At 65.7% G+C, this 18,034-nt stretch carries 17 protein-coding genes; 8 read left to right on the top strand and 9 right to left on the bottom strand.

The window, feature by feature from the left end; genetic code table 11:
* Positions 1-7: 7 nt before the first annotated feature.
* From nrdE to nrdH, 3 genes are read right to left on the bottom strand one after another with little or no spacing between them, the layout of a single operon-like run.
* Positions 8-2,149, bottom strand: coding sequence for a class 1b ribonucleoside-diphosphate reductase subunit alpha (nrdE, locus tag EC839_RS08890; protein ID WP_080568392.1), 2,142 nt, complete (start codon positions 2,147-2,149; stop codon positions 8-10).
* On the bottom strand, positions 2,131-2,535 hold the full coding sequence (nrdI, locus tag EC839_RS08885; RefSeq protein ID WP_007161292.1) for a class Ib ribonucleoside-diphosphate reductase assembly flavoprotein NrdI: 405 nt from the start codon (positions 2,533-2,535) through the stop codon (positions 2,131-2,133). The genes nrdE and nrdI overlap by 19 nt, the downstream gene beginning before the upstream one ends.
* Before the next feature lie 10 nt (positions 2,536-2,545).
* Positions 2,546-2,770, bottom strand: a complete 225-nt coding sequence (gene nrdH, locus EC839_RS08880; protein WP_007161291.1) for a glutaredoxin-like protein NrdH — start codon at positions 2,768-2,770, stop codon at positions 2,546-2,548.
* Between the two features lie 464 nt (positions 2,771-3,234).
* On the opposite strand from nrdH, the gene epd reads away from it, so the two are divergent.
* The 5 genes from epd (at position 3,235) to fba (ending at position 7,175) form a co-directional block, all read left to right on the top strand.
* Positions 3,235-4,278 (top strand): erythrose-4-phosphate dehydrogenase, encoded by a 1,044-nt coding sequence (epd, locus tag EC839_RS08875; RefSeq protein WP_007161290.1) that lies wholly within the window; start codon positions 3,235-3,237, stop codon positions 4,276-4,278.
* A 27-nt stretch (positions 4,279-4,305) separates the two neighbouring features.
* Positions 4,306-5,469 (top strand): phosphoglycerate kinase, encoded by a 1,164-nt coding sequence (locus EC839_RS08870; RefSeq protein WP_007161289.1) that lies wholly within the window; start codon positions 4,306-4,308, stop codon positions 5,467-5,469.
* A gap of 5 nt (positions 5,470-5,474) precedes the next feature.
* Positions 5,475-5,666 carry a hypothetical protein gene (locus EC839_RS08865; RefSeq protein ID WP_007161288.1) on the top strand — a complete coding sequence of 64 codons (192 nt, stop codon included), beginning with the start codon at positions 5,475-5,477 and terminating at the stop codon, positions 5,664-5,666.
* Positions 5,663-5,992, top strand: coding sequence for an MliC family protein (locus EC839_RS08860; RefSeq protein WP_007161287.1), 330 nt, complete (start codon positions 5,663-5,665; stop codon positions 5,990-5,992). Before EC839_RS08865 ends, EC839_RS08860 begins: the two co-directional genes overlap by 4 nt.
* A 118-nt stretch (positions 5,993-6,110) precedes the next feature.
* A complete protein-coding gene (fba, locus tag EC839_RS08855) occupies positions 6,111-7,175 on the top strand; it encodes a class II fructose-bisphosphate aldolase (RefSeq protein ID WP_007161286.1) in 1,065 nt (354 codons plus the stop codon).
* 57 nt (positions 7,176-7,232) lie between these two features.
* Here the strand turns inward: fba and EC839_RS08850 are convergent, their stop codons facing one another.
* The 3 genes from EC839_RS08850 to EC839_RS08840 form a co-directional block, all read right to left on the bottom strand.
* Complete coding sequence (locus EC839_RS08850) at positions 7,233-9,443, bottom strand: M48 family metallopeptidase (RefSeq protein WP_007161285.1); 2,211 nt, start codon at positions 9,441-9,443, stop codon at positions 7,233-7,235.
* 151 nt (positions 9,444-9,594) lie between these two features.
* The gene (locus tag EC839_RS08845) at positions 9,595-10,548 is read right to left on the bottom strand and encodes a nucleoside hydrolase (protein ID WP_007161284.1); all 954 of its coding nucleotides are present in this window, start codon (positions 10,546-10,548) and stop codon (positions 9,595-9,597) included.
* A gap of 56 nt (positions 10,549-10,604) precedes the next feature.
* Positions 10,605-10,859 carry a YebG family protein gene (locus EC839_RS08840; protein WP_007161283.1) on the bottom strand — a complete coding sequence of 85 codons (255 nt, stop codon included), beginning with the start codon at positions 10,857-10,859 and terminating at the stop codon, positions 10,605-10,607.
* 316 nt (positions 10,860-11,175) lie between these two features.
* Between EC839_RS08840 and EC839_RS08835 the strand changes: the two genes are divergently transcribed.
* Together EC839_RS08835 and EC839_RS08830 are read left to right on the top strand one after the other, a co-directional pair.
* A complete protein-coding gene (locus tag EC839_RS08835) occupies positions 11,176-12,669 on the top strand; it encodes a lipid II flippase MurJ (protein WP_007161282.1) in 1,494 nt (497 codons plus the stop codon).
* Positions 12,670-12,955: 286 nt separating this feature from the next.
* Entirely contained in the window at positions 12,956-14,170 is a 1,215-nt protein-coding gene (locus EC839_RS08830; RefSeq protein ID WP_169854534.1) for an NAD(P)-dependent oxidoreductase, read from the top strand.
* A gap of 43 nt (positions 14,171-14,213) precedes the next feature.
* On the opposite strand, the gene EC839_RS08825 is transcribed toward EC839_RS08830, so the two are convergent.
* The gene (locus EC839_RS08825) at positions 14,214-14,906 is read right to left on the bottom strand and encodes an HAD family phosphatase (RefSeq protein ID WP_007161280.1); all 693 of its coding nucleotides are present in this window, start codon (positions 14,904-14,906) and stop codon (positions 14,214-14,216) included.
* Between the two features lie 409 nt (positions 14,907-15,315).
* Between EC839_RS08825 and EC839_RS08820 the strand changes: the two genes are divergently transcribed.
* The gene (locus EC839_RS08820) at positions 15,316-15,525 is read left to right on the top strand and encodes a cold-shock protein (RefSeq protein ID WP_007161279.1); all 210 of its coding nucleotides are present in this window, start codon (positions 15,316-15,318) and stop codon (positions 15,523-15,525) included.
* A gap of 87 nt (positions 15,526-15,612) precedes the next feature.
* Here EC839_RS08820 and mdtD read toward each other — a convergent pair whose 3' ends face one another.
* Entirely contained in the window at positions 15,613-17,046 is a 1,434-nt protein-coding gene (gene mdtD / locus EC839_RS08815) for a multidrug transporter subunit MdtD (RefSeq protein WP_007161278.1), read from the bottom strand.
* Between the two features lie 71 nt (positions 17,047-17,117).
* A complete protein-coding gene (locus EC839_RS08810; protein WP_007161277.1) occupies positions 17,118-18,005 on the bottom strand; it encodes an acyltransferase in 888 nt (295 codons plus the stop codon).
* Positions 18,006-18,034 lie beyond the last annotated feature (29 nt).

Below are 18,034 nucleotides of genomic sequence, written 5' to 3'. Positions count from 1 at the left end.
CTTTTCCTCACAGGCTGCAGGACACGCAGCCCTGCACCTCGGTGCCTTCCAGGGCGGCCTGGCGCAGGCGGATGTAATAGAGCGTCTTGATGCCCTTCTTCCAGGCGTAGATCTGCGCCCGATTGATGTCGCGGGTGGTGGCGGTGTCGCGGAAGAACAGCGTCAGCGACAGTCCCTGGTCGACATGGCGGGTGGCCTCGGCATAGGTGTCGATGATCTTTTCCGGGCCGATCTCGTAGGCGTCCTGGTAGTACTCCTGGTTGTCGTCGGCCAGATAGGGCGCCGGGTAGTAGACGCGGCCCAGCTTGCCTTCCTTGCGGATCTCCACCTTGGCGACGATGGGGTGGATGCTCGAGGTGGAGTGGTTGATGTAGGAGATCGAACCGGTCGGCGGGATGGTCTGGAGGTTGCGGTTGAACAGGCCGTGCGCCATCACCGACGCCTTGAGTTCCTGCCAGTCCGCGCGGGTCGGCAGGCGGATGCCGGCCACCTCGAACAACTCGGCCACCCGCGGGGTGCGCGGGGTGAAGTCGCCCTCGGTGTACTGATCGAAGTAGTCGCCGCTGGCGTACTTGGACTCGGCGAAGCCCTGGAAGCTCTGGCCGCGTTCGATGGCCAGGCGGTTGGAGGCGCGCACCGCGTGGTAGGTGACGGTATAGAAGTACAGATTGGTGAAATCCAGGCCTTCGGCCGAGCCGTAGTGGATATGCTCGCGGGCCAGGTAGCCGTGCAGGTTCATCTGCCCCAGGCCGATGGCGTGGGAGGCAGCGTTGCCGGCGGCCACCGAGGGTACGCAGCGAATGTCGCTCATCTCCGAGACCGCGGTGAGGCCGCGGATGGCGGTCTCCACGGTGCGGCCCAGGTCCGGCGAATCCATGCTGCGGGCGATGTTCAGCGAGCCCAGGTTGCAGGAGATGTCCTGGCCGACATGCTCGTAGCCCAGGTCTTCGTCGAAGCGGCTGGGGGTGTTGACCTGGAGGATCTCCGAGCAGAGGTTGCTCATGTTGATGCGCCCGGCGATGGGATTGGCGCGATTCACCGTGTCTTCGAACATCAGGTAGGGGTAGCCGGATTCGAACTGGATCTCCGCCAGGGTCTGGAAGAATTCCCGGGCGTTGATCTTGCGCTTGCGGATGCGCGCGTCGGCCACCATCTCGGCGTACTTGTCGCTCACGCTGATGTCGGCGAAGGGCACGCCATAGACCCGCTCCACGTCGTAGGGCGAGAACAGGTACATGTCGGCGTTGCGCTTGGCCAGCTCGAAGGTGATGTCCGGGATGACCACGCCAAGGGACAGGGTCTTGATGCGGATCTTCTCGTCGGCGTTCTCGCGCTTGGTGTCGAGGAATCTCAGGATGTCCGGGTGGTGGGCATTGAGGTAGACGGCCCCGGCGCCCTGGCGCGAACCCAGCTGGTTGGCGTAGGAGAAGGCGTCTTCCAAGAGCTTCATGATCGGGATGATGCCAGAGGACTGGTTCTCGATGCGCTTGATCGGCGCCCCGACCTCACGCACATTGCTCAGCAGGAAGGCCACGCCGCCGCCACGCTTGGACAGCTGCAGCGCCGAATTCACCGCGCGACCGATGGACTCCATGTTGTCTTCGATGCGCAACAGGAAGCAGGACACCAGCTCGCCGCGCTGGCGCTTGCCGGCGTTGAGAAAGGTAGGCGTGGCCGGCTGGAAGCGCCCGCTGATCATCTCGTCCACCAGGGACTCGGCCAGGCCCTCGTCACCACGGGCCAGACTCAGGGCGACCATGCACACCCGGTCTTCGTAGCGTTCCAGGTAGCGCTGGCCGTCGAAGGTCTTGAGGGTATAGCTGGTGTAGTACTTGAAGGCACCCAGGAAGCTCTGGAAGCGGAATTTGTAGGCATAGGCGCGCTCAAACAGCGCCTTGACGAAGGCCGGGGCGTATTGCTCCAGCACCGCCGCCTCGTAGTAGCCCTTGTCCACCAGGTAGTCGAGTTTCTCGTCCAGGTTATGGAAGAACACGGTGTTCTGGTTGACGTGCTGCAGGAAGTACTGGCGCGCCGCCTGGCGATCCTTGTCCAGCTGCAACTCGCCGTTCGGGCCGTAGAGATTGAGCATGGCGTTGAGCGCGTGGTAGTCCGCCTCGCTGCCGGTCGGGGTCAGGCCTGACGTTGCCAAAAGTCGTTCACTCCCGTGCGCACCCGGTCGACGTCTTCCGTCGTGCCGAGCAATTCGAATTGGTAGAGCAGGGGTACCGCGCATTTCTGGGCAACGATGCGTCCGCCCAGGCAGTAGCCCTCGCCGAAATTGGTATTGCCCGCGGCGATGACGCCGCGGATCAGGGCACGATTGTGCGGATCGTTGAGAAAGTGGATCACCGGCTTGGGCACCGCGCCCTTGCTGCCGCCACCGCCATAGGTGGGCAGCACCAGGATGTAGGGCTCGCGCGCCTTGAGCGGTTCGGCAGCGAGATCCTGGGGGATGCGCCGCGCCGGCAGTCCGAGTTTCTTGACGAATCTGTGGGTGTTCTCCGAGGTGCTGGAGAAATACAGCAACTCACCCATGGCCCTGGCCTCAGGCCACCAGCTGGCCGAGCTTGTCCGGGCGAAAGCCGGCCCAGTGGTCGTCACCGGCCACCACCACCGGCACCTGGCGATAACCCAGGGATTCCACGGTCTGGCGCGCCTTGGCGTCCTGCTCGATGTCCACCACCTGGTAGGCGATGCCCTGGCGATCCAGGGCGCGATAGGTGGCGTTGCACTGCACGCAGGCGGGCTTGCTGTAGATGGTGATGGTCATGGCTGACTCCTGTCCGTAGTGGGGCGAACTCAAAGGAAAAAGCCAGTCGCCAGCGGGCGTTTGCCATGGCGGCGCGGGTCTTTTCCTTTGAGTTCGACTTGGGTCTCAAGTTCGGTCCAGATACTACATATGGTGTTTTTGAATTTCTACACCACAACAAGTGGGGATTTTGATCCAGGTCATGGCTCTGCTCTATCACGCCTGGATGACGATTTCTGTCAGGCCAGGGCTGCTGAACCCGGTAGTCCCGCGGCCCCTGGGGCTACCTGCGGACTTCCCCCTGCAGACCGCCAGACGCCGTGACTGCGGCAGGAACGCTTGGCCAGACGGCGGATTTCTTTCCTGTCTGCCAAGGAGAGCGCCTTTTTGTAGTGCGAAAGTCGACCGGACTACGCTGGCGACTCCCATTCGTCGTCGAACCGCCGCATAATCGGCCTTTCGCTTGCGCCCGAGTCCGTTCACGCATGAGTTCCGCTCGCTATCGCCTCGCTCTCAACGGCTACGGTCGCATCGGTCGTTGCGTGTTGCGTGCCCTGCACGAGCGCGGTGCGGCGACCGAGCTCGCCATCGTCGCCCTCAACGACCTGGCCGACCGGCCCAGCCTCGAATACCTCACCCGCTTCGACTCCACCCATGGTCGCTTTCCGGGGCGGGTGGCGCTGGAGGGCGAGTGCCTGCGCATCGGCGATCAGGCCCTGGAGATCCGCCGCGAGGCGGAGCCCGAGCGGGTTGACTGGCGGGCGCTGGACGTCGATCTGGTGCTGGAATGCTCCGGTGCCTTCAGCACCCGTGCCGAGGCCGGGCGCTTTCTCGCCGCCGGCGCACCGCGGGTGCTGTTCTCCCAGCCCATGGTCAGCGAGACCGACGTCGACGCCACCGTGGTCTACGGGGTCAACCAGCAGGCCCTGCGCGGTGACGAGACGCTGGTCTCGAATGCGTCCTGCACCACCAATTGCAGCGTCCCGGTGCTGAAACTTTTGCACGAGACCCTGGGTCTGGAGTACGTCTCCATCACCACGATCCACTCGGCCATGAACGACCAGCCCGTGATCGACGCCTACCATGCCGAAGATCTGCGGCGGACGCGGTCGGCGTTCCAGTCGATCATCCCGGTGGCGACCGGCCTGGCGCGGGGCATCGAACGCCTGCTGCCCGAGCTCGGCGGGCGCATCCAGGCCCGCGCCGTGCGCGTCCCCACGGTCAACGTCTCCTGCCTGGACATCACCTGCATCGTCGGCCGCGACACCACGGCGCCGGCGCTCAATACCCTGTTGCGTGACGCCGCCCGGAGCGGTCCCCTGGCCGGTCTGATCGACTACACCGAATTGCCCCACGCCTCCTGCGATTTCAACCACGATCCCCATTCCGCCATCGTCGATGGCAGCCAGACCCGCGTTTCCGGCCCCCGGCTGGTCAATCTGCTGGTGTGGTTCGACAACGAATGGGGCTTCGCCAACCGCATGCTCGACGTCGCCGGCCATTGGCTGCGCATCGCCAAGCCCACCTGAAACAAGCACAACTAAGGGATTGCCTGTATGTCCGTGTTGAAAATGAGCGACCTCGATCTGAAGGGTAAGCGCGTCCTGATTCGCGAAGACCTCAACGTTCCGGTGAAGGAAGGCCAGATCAAGAGCGATGCCCGCCTGGTCGCCGCCCTGCCGACCCTCAAGCTGGCCCTGGAAAAGGGTGCCGCGGTGATCGTCTGCTCGCACCTGGGTCGTCCCACCGAGGGCGAGTTCAGCGAGGAAAACAGCCTGGCCCCGGTCGCGGCCTACCTGAGCAAGGCCCTGGGCCGCGAGGTGCCCCTGGTGAAGGACTACCTGGACGGCGTCCAGGTCGAGCCGGGTCAGCTGGTGCTGCTGGAGAACGTGCGCTTCAACGCGGGCGAGAAAAAGAACGCCGATGAGCTGGCGAAGAAATACGCCGCCCTGTGCGACATCTTCGTCATGGACGCCTTCGGCACCGCCCACCGCGCCGAGGGTTCGACCCATGGCGTGGCCAAGTTCGCCAAGGTCGCCGCGGCCGGTCCGCTGCTGGCCGCCGAACTGGACGCCCTGGGCAAGGCGCTGGGCAATCCCGCCCACCCGATGGCCGCCATCGTCGCCGGCTCCAAGGTCTCCACCAAGCTGGACGTGCTCAACTCCCTGGCGCAGATCTGCGACCAGCTGATCGTCGGCGGCGGCATCGCCAACACCTTCCTGGCCGCAGCCGGCTACAAGGTCGGCAAGTCGCTGTACGAAGCCGACCTGGTGGACACCGCCAAGGCCATTGCCGCCAAGGTCAGCGTGCCGCTGCCGGTGGACGTGGTGGTCGCCAAGGAATTCGCCGAGACCGCCGAAGCCGTCACCAAGTCGATCAACGACGTGGCCGACGACGACATGATCCTCGACATCGGCCCGGTCAGCGCCCAGCAATTCGCCGACCTGCTCAAGTCGGCCAAGACCATCCTCTGGAACGGACCGGTGGGCGTCTTCGAATTCGACCAGTTCGGCGAAGGCACCCGCACCCTGGCTCAGGCCATCGCCGACAGCGACGCCTTCTCCATCGCCGGGGGTGGCGACACCCTGGCCGCCATCGACAAGTACGGCATCGGCGAGAAGGTCTCCTATATCTCCACCGGTGGCGGCGCCTTCCTCGAATTCGTCGAGGGCAAGGTCCTGCCGGCCGTCGAAGTCCTCCAGCAACGCGCCCAGGAGTAATCGCCATGCGTACGCCGCTGCTCGTCTGTTCCGCTGTCCTGATGCTGGCCGGTTGTGCCGGTGGCAATGCCGACAAGGCCTGCGCGGTGTTCGCGCCGCCACCGGCGGCAGCCGCCACGCCCACGGCGCAGAATGGCGAGCGGGTCGATACGCTCAATGGCAACGCCAGCCGTCCTGCCAGCGGTTGCGCCCAGTGAAGGGGCGCACGCTCGCCCTCGGTCTGCTGGGCCTCGCCGTGCTGGCCGGCTGTGCCGGTCGCGGCGCGCAGCAGACCGGCGGCTGGACCCACTGGGTCTGCGATTCCAAGGCGGCCTTCGACTGGCGCTATGTGGATCGCAGCCAGTCCATCGTCGACCTCAAGCTGGAAGGCGATGGCCTGATCCGTCATCTCAACCGCGAACCGGCCACCGATGGCCAGTCCTATACCGACGGGCTGGTGGCTTTGCATATCCGCGGCGACCAGGGACTCGTCTACTGGATCGCCAACAACGACCTCATCGGCCGCGGCTGCCGGACGCCTTGAAGCGGCGAATGTCAGCTGAACCGATTAATCCAGGGCGGCCAGGGGTCGGCCGCTTGAACCCTGCCAGCCGCTCATGCAGGCTGGCGCCACCACCGCCTTTGTAGGGAGATAATCACCAATGGCACTCGTCAGCATGCGTCAGCTGCTGGATCACGCCGCCGAATTCGGCTATGGCGTTCCGGCCTTCAACGTCAACAACCTCGAGCAGATGCGCGCCATCATGGAAGCCGCCGACAAGACCGATTCGCCGGTCATCGTCCAGGCCTCAGCCGGTGCCCGCAAGTACGCCGGCGCTCCCTTCCTGCGTCACCTGATCCTGGCCGCGGTGGAAGAATTCCCGCACATCCCGGTGGTCATGCACCAGGACCACGGCACCAGCCCCGACGTCTGCCAGCGCTCCATTCAGCTGGGCTTCTCCTCGGTGATGATGGACGGCTCGCTGATGGCCGACGGCAAGACGCCGTCCGACTACGACTACAACGTGCGCGTCACCCAGCAGACCGTGGCCTTCGCCCATGCCTGCGGCGTGTCCGTGGAAGGCGAGCTGGGCTGCCTGGGCAGCCTGGAAACCGGCATGGCCGGTGAAGAAGACGGCGTGGGCGCCGAAGGCACCCTGGATCACAGCCAGCTGCTGACCGATCCGGAAGAAGCCGCCCAGTTCGTCAAGGCCACCAAGGTCGACGCCCTGGCCATCGCCATCGGCACCAGCCACGGCGCCTACAAGTTCACCAAGCCGCCGACCGGGGACACCCTGTCGATCCAGCGCATCAAGGAAATCCATGCGCGCATCCCGGACACCCACCTGGTCATGCACGGCTCCAGCTCGGTGCCCCAGGAGTGGCTGAAGATCATCAACGAGTACGGTGGCGACATCAAGGAAACCTACGGCGTGCCGGTCGAAGAGATCGTCGAAGGCATCAAGTACGGGGTCCGCAAGGTCAACATCGACACCGACCTGCGTCTGGCCTCCACCGGTGCCATCCGCGAGTTCATGGCCAAGAACCGTAGCGAGTTCGACCCGCGCAAGTACCTGGCCAAGACCGTGACCGCCATGCGCGACGTCTGCATCGCCCGTTACGAAGCCTTCGGCACCGCCGGCCAGGCCTCCAAGATCAAGCCGATCTCCCTGGACGCCATGTTCGAGCGCTATGCCCGCGGCGAGCTGGATCCCAAGGTCAACTGATCCCGCGCTGCAAGAAAAGGCCCCGTATGGGGCCTTTTTTTATGGCCCGCCGCAGGCTCAGGCGCTTTGTCGCAGCGACGCCTGATCGGCTTCGGCGGCCAGGCAGGCGCGGGCGAGGAGCAGCCAGAGACGCTGGTGCAGGGCGTTGAGCGCAGGCAGCAGCTCGGTGCTTTGGCGATAGACCGCGGAGAGGGAATCCTCGGCGAGGTCGAGCCGGGGGCAGTGGCGCTGCAGGTAGTCGCCCAGGCTGACCGTGGCGATGACGGGTGGTAGCGGCAGGTCGCAGGCCAGCCAGTCCGCCACCCGACGTCGATAGTCCTGCTTGGCGAATTCGCACAGGGCATTGATCTGGCTGGGGCCCTGCGGTCGCCGCTGCAGGGTGCGGTATTCCTTCACCAGCAGGCGCGCCTCGCGCAGGCGCTCCACGTCCGGATAGCGCTCGGCCAGGGTGAGCAGCAGCCGATAGAGCTCGACGGCCTGCTCCTGGCCAGGCAGACGCTGGGCCAGGGCCCGTTCGATGCGCTGCCGATAGAGCGGCGCCACGGCCAGCAACTGCTGGCGCGCGGCGGTCTGCCAGGTATCGATGGCCCGATACTCCTGCAGGTGCTCCGGGTTGAACGCCCCTTCGCCGTGAACGACGTGGGCCAACCCATGACTGTGCAGCTCTTCATAGAAGGCCAGCAGGCAGCGCCGCTGGCTTTGCTTTTCCGCTTCCTGCCAGGCGTCCGCGGTGCCGGCAGCCAGCAGCAGGATGCGTTCGCGGACAGTGTCTGCCTCGAGGGCGCGAGTGGTCCGCTCCAGCGGCAGGTGCAGGGGTAGCCAGGGACAATCGGGCCAGGCATGGCCACTCCAGCGCCGCAGGTCCGTGTCACTGTCCTGGTCCTGTTCCGGAACCCGCGTGGCCACCGTGGCCGCTGGCTCCGCCTCGGGCTGGCGGCCGGCCAGGCGATGGACCAGCAGGGTCAGGGCGCGGCCATGCGCATCGGGCTGCTCCAGCAGGGCACTGGCAGGGCGCCGGTCGTCCAGCAGTCCGGGGAGCGGATGCCGCTCGGCCCAGGCGATCCGCTGCCGATCCGCCGGATGACGACCCCAGTAGCGGCTGCTGGCGGCGGCCGGCGTGGGGGAGAGCGTCTGGCGAGCCAGCAGGGCCGCGTGCAACTCCAGCAGATTGCTGACCAGGCCCTGGGCCGCGGGTGCCGTCAGACTGCGCCGTCTGGCTTCACGCCAGGCCTGTTGGGCGAGGCGCGTCTGGCGCGCCGTTGTGCGAAACGCCGCGCTACCGCCCAGCAGGACCTGGTAATGATCGGCGCGGGCTTCCCGGCGCTGGCTGGCGGTGCGGGTGAGGCGCTGGCCGCTGGCAAAGAGCAGGCGGGCCCAGCCACGGGCGACATGGGCGAGGGTCCCCCGGGACGCCGCCTGGCCGAGGCGTTCCAGTTGCGCGAGGCAGGCATTGAGCAGGGCGCCCCCCAGACGATCCAGACCGCTCACCTGGTGCCCCAGCACATGGGCAAGGCTGGCCAGGTACTGATCGCGGGTGAGTGCCGTCATCAGCGGCAGACCCAGGCGCAGCGTCCGGGTCCTGACCGCGAAGCGGATGTCGACCTCCGCCGTCAGCAGCAGGCGCCGAGGCGGGCAGACCCCCATGGCCTGGCAGAGCGCTGCGATCAGCGAATGCAGCGCTGGCTCCTGGGCTGGCGTCAGCGGCCGTTCGGCAGCGGCTTCTGCGCCTCGGCCCGGGCGCGGCGCCAGAAAGCCCAGGGCGAGCCAGGCGCGCAGGCCGGCCAGCGGCAGGGCCAGGCCACAGGCGATGGCGAGATCCTGGTGCAGCAGGGTGATGAAGGCCGCCAGGGCACAGATCGCCAGCAGCAATCCGGCCAGGCCCGGCAGTAGATAGAGCAGGCTGAGTGTCAGGCCGAGGAACACGGCCGCCAGCAGGTGCAGGCGCTCACCGAGGGAAAAGCCCGGGCGCGGCAGGCCCGCTGCCTGCAACGCGGCCAGGCGCGCCTGCAGATCGAGGTCCTGGGCGACGGGGGTGGATTCCGGGCGCTCGACCAGATGGACATCCAGTCCCGTATCCCGCAGCCGCTCGACCCATTCATGGGCTTGCGCGCTGGCCAGATCCCGCTTGAGGATGCCCCTGGCCGGGGGCAGCAGGCGCTCCACCTGCTCCGGCGTCAGCTTGAGCTGATAGAGCAGGCTGATCCTCAGGGTGTCGGGGGAAACATCGTCGCGGCAGCTGCCGCTGAGCAGGAGATCGTAGCGAGCCATGGGCAATCCTTTGCGCAGTCGTCCGCCGGGGCGGCAGGTAGAAATCCAGAGCGGCTTTCTACCTCACTGCTGCAATCGCGTTGCGTGCATGGCTCTCAGTTGAGCGGCTCTGGGCCGCTCTGGCACGCCCTTCTGGCGGATTCGTGACCGATTACCGCTCCGCTGCGGTCAGGACCTCTTCCATCCAGGCCACCATGGCGGGGCCATCCATGCCCAGGCAGACCGTGACCAGCGGATTGCCGGACCAGCGCCCGTCCAGGTAGGCGCGCCCCTCGGGGGCGAAAAAGGTCTGGCCTTCCGCCAGGCCTTCGGTGCCGACGCTGAGGTGACCGCGAGCGGTGTGGAACAGCTCGGGGCGACGCAGATAGGCGAGGGCGCAGCTGTCGTGGGGATGGCAGCCGTCGATGTCCTTCACGCTGCGGTAGAAGTCCGCATAGAAGTCATAGCTGCGGGCGAGTACCTCGCCGAGGGCGCCCTGGCGCGCCGCGATGCGCTGCAGGCGGGGCGGATCGAGCACGGCGCGGTGGGTGGCATCCAGGCCGACCAAGGTCAGTGGCCAGGGAGCGGCGAAGACCCGTGCCGCGGCATGGGGATCGGAAAAGATGTTGGCTTCGGCTACTGGCGTGACGTTGCCCGGCTCGACGATGGCGCCGCCCATCACCACCACTTCGCGGACGCGCTGGGCGACCGTGGGATCCAGCGCCAGGGCGAGGGCCAGGTTGCCCAGCGGCCCGACCGCCACCAGGGTGATCTCGCCCGGTTGCAGGCGGGTCTGCTCGACGATGAAGCGCGCCGCATCCAGGGCGTGGGGTGTCTGGCTTGGCGCGGGCAGCTGCTGGTTGCCCAGGCCATCCTGGCCATGCACGTGCAGGGCGTGGTTGCCGGCCGGCTTGACCAGGGGTTCGGCCACCCCTGCCGCGACGGGCGTGTCCCGGCCGGCCAGCTCGGTGAGCAGCAGGGCGTTGCGGGTCGCCGTGGTGACCGGCACATTGCCGAAGGTGGTGGTCAGCCCAATCACCTCGAAGGCGGGATCGGCAAACAGCAGGGCGATGGCCTGGGCGTCGTCCACGCCAGGATCGGTATCGAAGATGATGGGAAGGGACAAGAGGCTTTCTCCGGCTCAGATCTCTTCCCAGGCTACCCGAGGGGCAGCGCCCCTTGCTAGCTGGGCAGGTCCAACTCGCCCAGCGCATCCGGCTGGTTGCGAAACGCCCGGGCGAAGACTTCGCGATTGCGGGCCATGAACAGCCCCAGGTCTTCGCACTGCTTCTCGGCAAGACCGGGTACGGCCTTGTCCAATACGCTGGCGAGCGACTCGGCCAGCTCCAACATCTTGTCGTGACGATCGGCTTCGGCTTTATCCATGAACAGGCGCTCCGGATCTCGGCTGCTGCGATACAACACTTCGACGGCCATGCGTCACCTCGTATTCTGTATCTGGTTATACATACAGTATTTGGCTTGTCGCGGGATTGCAAGGACTACCGCTCGGCGGTCAGCCTTCGGTCACTCATGGCAATTTGCCAATCGTTCGACATTTCCGCGTGTCTCCAGATTTGCCTCGGGAAACTTAAGCGCGGAAGCTGGTCTCTGAGTCTGGACCAAACGGGCATCACTGCCCGCCTTTATCCGGATCACCTCCGGCTCACGGAACGAGACCGCCAATGCCTGCCATCTTTATCCGTCCGCTTATTGCCGCGCTTGGCCCGTCTAGGTCGATCGAGGTGCGGGCGTGAGTTCGACCCTCATCATCCTGGCCATCACGGTCGCCAGCTTTCTGCTGGGGTTCCTGCGCGACCTGCTGATCGCCCGCCAATTCGGCGTGAGCTGGGAAGCCGACCTGATCTTTGTCGCGCTCATCCTGCCGGTGTTCTTCGAGAGCTTCTTCGGCCTCGCCCTGCGCGATGCCATGATTCCCTATCTGCAACGCATCCGCGACCGCTGCAACGCCCAGTACGAGCAGGTCGGTCGCTGGCTGTACTGGCGCATCGGCCTGTTCGGCCTGCTGTTGTCGGTGATCGGCGTCCTCGCCAGTCCCTGGCTGATGCATGCCCTGGCGCCGGGCTGGAGCGACGAGCAGGTCGAGACCGGCAAGCTGGTCTTCGCCGTCGGTACCCTGCTGATCTGCGTGCAGGCCGTCCTCTATTGCCAGGGCGCGCTGCTCAACCTCGATCGCATCTTCATTCTGCCGATGACCCGCACCCTGATGCTCAATCTGGGTGCCATCCTGGCCATCGTCATCCTGCAGCCGAGCGGTATCGCGCTGTTCACCGGCATGCTGCTGCCCCAGGTGCTGCTGATCGTCATCCAGCACCGCCGGCTGGGCTATCTCGGCCAGCGCTCGGTGGCCTTCGAGAAGCCCGAGGGCAGTCCCTTCGCCGTGACCTTCGCTCCCGTGCTGCTCGCCGCCGGCGCCCAGCAGGGTTGCATGCTGGCGGAGCGCTTCTTCGCCTCGCTGCTGGCGGAGGGCAACATCACCATGCTGTCCTTCTCCTACCGCATCGTGACCATTCCGCTGACGCTCTATGCGCTGTCCATCCTGGCGATGATCTTTCCCGAGCTGACCCGCAGCTGGAACGAGGGCAATGCCGACAAGTACAGCGCGCTGATGCGCAAGGCGCTGCTCGGCACCCTGCTGTTCCTGGTGCCGGCGGCCGTGGTGCTGTTCAGCTACTCCGAGCCGGTGGTCAAGGTGCTGCTGGAGCGCGGAGCCTTTGGCGCCGAGCAGAGCGCGGCGACCGCGACCCTGGTGGTGGCCTATGCCCTGGGCCTGCCCTGGATGGGACTGGCCCTGCTGTGGGGGCGTGCCCTGCTGTCGCAGCAACGCGCCCGCACCTTCCTCTACGCCACCCTGGCCAGCTCCTTCATCACTGTGGCCCTGGACGCTGTTGTCTATCGGCCATTCGGTGCCCAGGGACTGGCCTACTCCTTTACCACCGGAGCCTTCCTGCAGGCGGTGTTCATGGCGCTGGCGCTCTATCGCCACTCCCTGGCCGGCCTGCACCTGTCGCTGCTGCTGCGCTGGTTCAGCGCGGGCAGCGCGGTGGCCCTGCTGAGTTTCCTGTTGCCCAAGCCGGTCGGCCTGCTGGAGCTGATCGTCAGCGTCAGCGTGGCCATGCTGGGCTTCCTGGTGCTGTTGCTGGTCCTGGGCGAACGTGACCTGTTCCGCCGCGGCTATTGGGCGCGCGGTGACTCGGGCACGGGGCGCGCTGAACCGACGAGTTGAACGGCCGTCGCTGGACGGCAAGGAAAAAGGTGGCGATCTGCAGCCATTGGTCGCTATCTGTTACGAAGTCATGAATTTTTGATTTGGCTTCGAGTCGCACGGAAAGATTGATCCCAGTCAAAGAATTTCTGATGGAAGCTTTTTTCCATTTGCAAGAGATCGGACATGTAGTTGGGGTCGGCACTTCGCATGGTGGCTTTGCTCGCTACCGACATTCTCTTTGAAAGGAATCGATCCTATGTCCTCCCAATCCCCTGTCACCCGTATCGGCATCGTCGGTACCGGCATGATCTCGCGCTGCCTGGCCCGGCTCATCAGCCGTCACTATGACGACATGACCGTGACCCGCGTCCTGACCCGCCGGCCCATCGCCACGGTCACCGACTATCCGCTGACCGAGGCGCTCACCCAGTCGGTGGCGGATCTCATCGATCATTGCGACCTGCTGGTGGAGTGCAGCGGCGACCCCTACCACGGCACCGAGATCATCGAGCGCGCCTTCGAAGCCGGCATCAAGGTGGTCACCATCAATGCCGAACTGCAGGTGACGACCGGTTCCTACCTGGCCGGCAAGGGCTTCTTGACCGAGGCCGAGGGCGACCAGCCGGGTTCGCTGGCGGCGCTGCACGAAGAGGCCGTGCAGATGGGCTTCAAGCCGCTCGTCTATGGCAACATGAAGGGCTATCTGAACCACAACCCGACGCCGGAAGACATGGCCTACTGGTCCGCGCGCCAGGGTACCAGCGTCGACCAGACCACTTCCTTCACCGACGGCACCAAGGTGCAGATCGAGCAGGTGGTGGTCGGTAACAACTATGGCGCCACCATCACCCGCCAGGGTCTGGAAGGCCTGAATTCGACCAACCTGCAGGACAGCGCCAACATCCTCGCGCAGATGGCCGAGCAACTGGGCCAGCCCATCGTCGACTACGTGATCCCCAGCGGCTACTCCGCCGGTGGCGTCTTCGTGGTCGGGCGCCATGACGAAGACCAGGCCGGTGCCATCGAGTACTTCAAGCTGGGCAAGGGCCCGTACTACGTGCTGGTCCGCCCCTTCCACCTGTGCTCCCTGGAGGTCGGCAAGACCCTGAGACGCGTCATCGCCGGCGGCAAGATCCTGCTCAACAACTCCACCACGCCGACCCTGAGCGTGGCCGCCATCATGAAGAAGCCCATGGCGGCCGGCGACATCATCGAGCGCGGCATCGGTGGCTACAGCGTGCGCGGCGAGGCGGTCAAGATCGCCGAATGCCCGGATCACCTGCCGATCGGCCTGCTCAAGCACAGCGTGCTCAAGCGCGCCCTGGAGCCGGGTCAGATCGTCACCTTCGACGACGTCGAACTGACCCCCAGCCGCGCCCTGGACATCGTCCTGCAACAGCATCGCGAGGCGATCCATCGCCAGCTGCTGGAAACCCAGCTGAGCGAGTCGGCCTGGAACGCCAGCGCCGACCTGGCACCGGTCGCGCTGCCCAAGGCAGTGGGTGCAGTCCTGTCCTGATTTCGCCGAGGCGGAACGCGAAGGGGCCCTGAGGGCCCCTTTTTCATTGCCCGCCGCTGGCGGCGGCGCGGAGGCGGGCGACGGTCGCGGGGAGTTCGTCCATGTGCGCGATCAGCGCGGTCACGCCCAGCGCGCTCAGGGTCTCGCCATGGCTGGGCGGAATGTGGCTGGCGCCGGTAAAGCCGATGACGCGCATGCCGGCCGCCAGCGCCGCGCGCACGCCGGTGGCGCTGTCCTCGATCACCAGGCAACGCTCCGGCGCGACGCTCATCGTCCTGGCGGCCAGGAGGTAGACATCGGGTGCCGGCTTGGGCTGGGCCACCATGTCGGCGCTGAAGATATGGCCCGCCACCCGCTCGACCAGATCGGCCCGGCGGACCGAGGACTCGACGCTATGCCTGAGGCTGTTGGAGGCGACCGCCAGCGGCAGGTCGATGCTCTCCAGGGCACGCTTCACCCCGGGAATGGCTTCCACGCTGGTGGAGATCAGCGTTTCCGCCTGGGTGCGCAGGTCGCTGAACAGCGCGGGCGGCAGGGTGATGCCGAAGCGCTGCTCGACCAAGGCGAAGATGTCCCGGGTGGTCAGGCCAAAGGTCCCGTGCAGCAGGGCTTCGAGTTCGGCGCGCGGTGCATGGGCGGCCAGGCCGTCGAGGACGACGCGTTCGGCGAGGATTTCGCTGTCGACCAGCACGCCATCGCAATCGCTGATCAGCAGTTCCACAGGGGTGACGTTCATCGGTATTCCTTGCAGGGGGATTTCATGGTCGGGGCCGCGGGCCCGGGCCATTCGAAACGGCGGGAAAGAAGCGCGGAAGCAGGACTGGCGAGGGTTTGCGCCGCTGTCCGGGTGGTCGAAAACCGGCTCGACAGTACCTTGCATGGCGCGACAAATTACCTCTTGTCAAAAACGATTTCGGTCTCCGGAGGGTAATCGCTTTCCAGAAAAATATGGCGTAGAGTTCGAGAACTGTGTTTGCTTGGGTCGCCGTCGATCGTGACCTGAGGCGGTAGGCTTTCCGTCCACCCCTTGCTGCTCGATTCTTGTTACTCCTTGCAACTCAGTACCGGGTGCCTGGTCTATGCAACGCGCTGCCGCGCCAGCACCTGTCATAACAAACCCGTTATTCCAAGGAGCAACACCCGTCATGTCGAATCGTCAGAACGGCACCGTCAAATGGTTCAACGAAACCAAAGGCTACGGCTTCATTACTCCCGAGAGCGGTCCGGACGTGTTCGTTCACTTCCGCGCAATCGAAGGCAAAGGTTTCAAGACCCTGGCTGAAGGCCAGAAGGTCAGCTTCGAAGTCGTGCAAGGCCAGAAGGGCATGCAGGCAGAGCACGTGCAGGTCATCTGACACCTGACGTCGCCCGAAGCTCACGAAAAACCCCGGCCAGGCCGGGGTTTTTCGTTTATGGCGTGTCTCGCGGCGCGAAAGCCCGCTTCACTCGACGTTCTGCGCGCTCTTTTCCGGTTCTGCCGCCAGCGGCTTGACCCGGCGCCCGGTCTCCCGCGAGGCCTGCAGGAAGATCGCCGCCGCCAGCATCGAGAGCGCGCCGACGCAGAGAAAGGTCGCGCGAAAGGCGGACAGCACCTCGGTGTCGCCATAGTCGTCTTGGAAACCGCCCAGCAGGGCGGCCGCACAGGCCACGCCAAAGCTCATGGCCAGTTGCATCACCACCGACAGCAGGCTGTTGCCGCTGGCCGCCTGCTGGTCGTGCAGGTCGATGAGGGTAATGGTGTTCATGGCGGTGAACTGCATGGAATTCACCGCGCCGAGGATGCCGAGGTGGATGAGCAGCCAGACGAAGGGCGTCGAGGGACCGATCAGGGCGAGGCTGGCGATCAGGCAACCCAGCAGCAGGGTGTTGCCCACCAGCAGGCGGCGATAGCCGAGGCGTCCGATCAGCGGACCGGCGATGGGCTTGGCCAGCATCGCCGACAGCGCCAGGGGCATCATCAGCAGGCCGGCCTGGGTCGGCGAGTAGCCGAGGCCCACCTGGAACAGCAGCGGGATGAGAAAGGGCAGGGCGCCGCTACCGAGACGGGCGAAGAGATTGCCGAAGATGCCCACCGCGAAGCTGCGGATGCGAAACAGCTCGGCGGAGAACAGCGGCTGGTCGTGGTGCAGGGCGCGCAGCCAGTAGGCGACCATGCAGGCCATGCCGGCCATCAGCAGCAGCACCACCCGCACATGGGGCAGGTGCAATTCGCCGAGGCCTTCCAGGGCGATGCTGATGAGGATCATGGACGTGCCGAAGAGCAGGAAGCCCAGGCCGTCGAAGCGTTGCGGAAGGGGGCTGCGCAAATCCGGCAGCAGGCGGCGGGTGGCCAGGCAGCCGAGGATGCCCACTGGCAGGTTGATCAGGAAGATCCAGTGCCAGGACACGGCTTCCACCAGCCAGCCACCCAGGGCCGGGCCGGCCAGGGGGCCGATCAGGCCGGGAATGGTGATGAAGCTGAGGATGCGGACCAGCTCGCTGCGCGGATAGACGCGCAGGATCACCAGGCGTCCCACCGGCAGCATCAGCGAACCGCCGAGGCCCTGGATGACCCGGGCGGCGATCAGCAGGTTGAGGCTGGGCGCCAGGGCGCAGAGCAGCGAGCCGAAGGTGAAGAGGGCGATGGCGGTGAAGAAGACGCGGCGACTGCCGAAGCGATCGGAAATCCAGCCCGAGGCGGGAATCAGCAGCGCCACGGTGAGCAGATAGGCGATCACCACCCCCTGCATGCGCAGCGGATTCTCGCCGAGGTCGGCGGCCATGCGCGGCAGGGCGGTGTTGACGATGGTCGCGTCCAGCGACTGCATGAAGAAGGCCACGGCGATCAGCCAGGGAAGCCAGCGGGCCGTGGTGGTATCCAGGGTCGGGGAGGGCATGGGAGGTCCTTGTCGAGACAGCCGACTACCCGCTCTCTGACTGTCTGGCGGCGGCAGGGTGCCCCGCTCCTTCAGCGCGAGCGGGAATCTAGCAGCGCCTCGATCCGCTGGTCCTTCTCTGCCCAGAGCGTGCTGACCCACTGCTGGAAGCCTGCGCGAAATTCCGCATCTTCGCTGTAGTCACCCGCCCAGCGCGCCGGATCCAGAGGTCGCGCGCGAATATCGATGATAACGCGTTTGACCCGTCCGCAGAGCAGGTCCCAGAAGCCGGGCACGCGACCGTCCGGATAGACCAGGGTGACGTCCAGCAGGGTGTCCAGCTGCTCGCCCATGGCGGCGAGGACAAAGGCCATGCCGCCAGCCTTGGGCTTGAGCAGGTGGCGATAGGGCGACTGCTGCTCCGCATGCTTGGCGGCGGTGAAGCGGGTGCCTTCCAGGTAGTTGACGATGGTCACCGGCTGGCGGCGGAATTTCTCGCAGGCGCGGCGGGTGATGGCCAGGTCAGCGCCCTTGAGTTCCGGGCGGCGGGCCAGCTGGGCGCGGGTGTATCTCTTCATGAAGGGGTAGTCCAGCGCCCACCAGGCGAGCCCCAGGAAGGGTACCCAGATGAGCTCCTTCTTCAGGAAGAACTTGAAATAGGGCACCTTGCCGTTGAAGGTCTCGATGAGCGCAGGGATATCGACCCAGGACTGGTGATTGCAGATGACCAGGTAGGAGCTGTCACGGCTGAGCGCCTCGGTGCCGCGGATGTCCCAGACGGTGGGGGTGAGGCGGGCGAAGATGGCCTTGTTGATCTCGGCCCAGGTCTCGGCGATGGCGGTGACCACCCGGGAACAGAAGTCGCGCAGCGCGACAAGGGGCAGTAGCTTGATCAGGGCGAATACCAGTAGCGGACCGATCATGACCAGGGTGTTCAACAGGAGCAGCGCAGAGACGGTGATACCGGTCAGGAGGTGCATGGATTCTCTCGTCTAGAACTTGGGGCGAT

The sequence above is a fragment of the Pseudomonas sp. JUb52 genome (genome assembly GCF_004341115.1).
In the GTDB taxonomy this organism is placed as follows: domain Bacteria; phylum Pseudomonadota; class Gammaproteobacteria; order Pseudomonadales; family Pseudomonadaceae; genus Chryseomonas; species Chryseomonas oryzihabitans.
The sequence above is the reverse complement of the archived record's forward strand: the minus strand, read 5'-3'. Positions and strand labels throughout refer to the sequence as shown.

Coding starts and splice junctions, on each gene's coding strand:
- nrdI (WP_007161292.1), bottom strand. CDS start 2,535: ATGGGTGAGTTGCTGTATTTCTCCAGCACCTCGGAGAACACCCACAGA.
- nrdH (WP_007161291.1), bottom strand. CDS start 2,770: ATGACCATCACCATCTACAGCAAGCCCGCCTGCGTGCAGTGCAACGCC.
- epd (WP_007161290.1), top strand. CDS start 3,235: ATGAGTTCCGCTCGCTATCGCCTCGCTCTCAACGGCTACGGTCGCATC.
- EC839_RS08870 (WP_007161289.1), top strand. CDS start 4,306: ATGTCCGTGTTGAAAATGAGCGACCTCGATCTGAAGGGTAAGCGCGTC.
- EC839_RS08865 (WP_007161288.1), top strand. CDS start 5,475: ATGCGTACGCCGCTGCTCGTCTGTTCCGCTGTCCTGATGCTGGCCGGT.
- fba (WP_007161286.1), top strand. CDS start 6,111: ATGGCACTCGTCAGCATGCGTCAGCTGCTGGATCACGCCGCCGAATTC.
- EC839_RS08850 (WP_007161285.1), bottom strand. CDS start 9,443: ATGGCTCGCTACGATCTCCTGCTCAGCGGCAGCTGCCGCGACGATGTT.
- EC839_RS08840 (WP_007161283.1), bottom strand. CDS start 10,859: ATGGCCGTCGAAGTGTTGTATCGCAGCAGCCGAGATCCGGAGCGCCTG.
- EC839_RS08830 (WP_169854534.1), top strand. CDS start 12,956: ATGATCTCGCGCTGCCTGGCCCGGCTCATCAGCCGTCACTATGACGAC.
- EC839_RS08825 (WP_007161280.1), bottom strand. CDS start 14,906: ATGAACGTCACCCCTGTGGAACTGCTGATCAGCGATTGCGATGGCGTG.
- EC839_RS08820 (WP_007161279.1), top strand. CDS start 15,316: ATGTCGAATCGTCAGAACGGCACCGTCAAATGGTTCAACGAAACCAAA.
- mdtD (WP_007161278.1), bottom strand. CDS start 17,046: ATGCCCTCCCCGACCCTGGATACCACCACGGCCCGCTGGCTTCCCTGG.
- EC839_RS08810 (WP_007161277.1), bottom strand. CDS start 18,005: ATGCACCTCCTGACCGGTATCACCGTCTCTGCGCTGCTCCTGTTGAAC.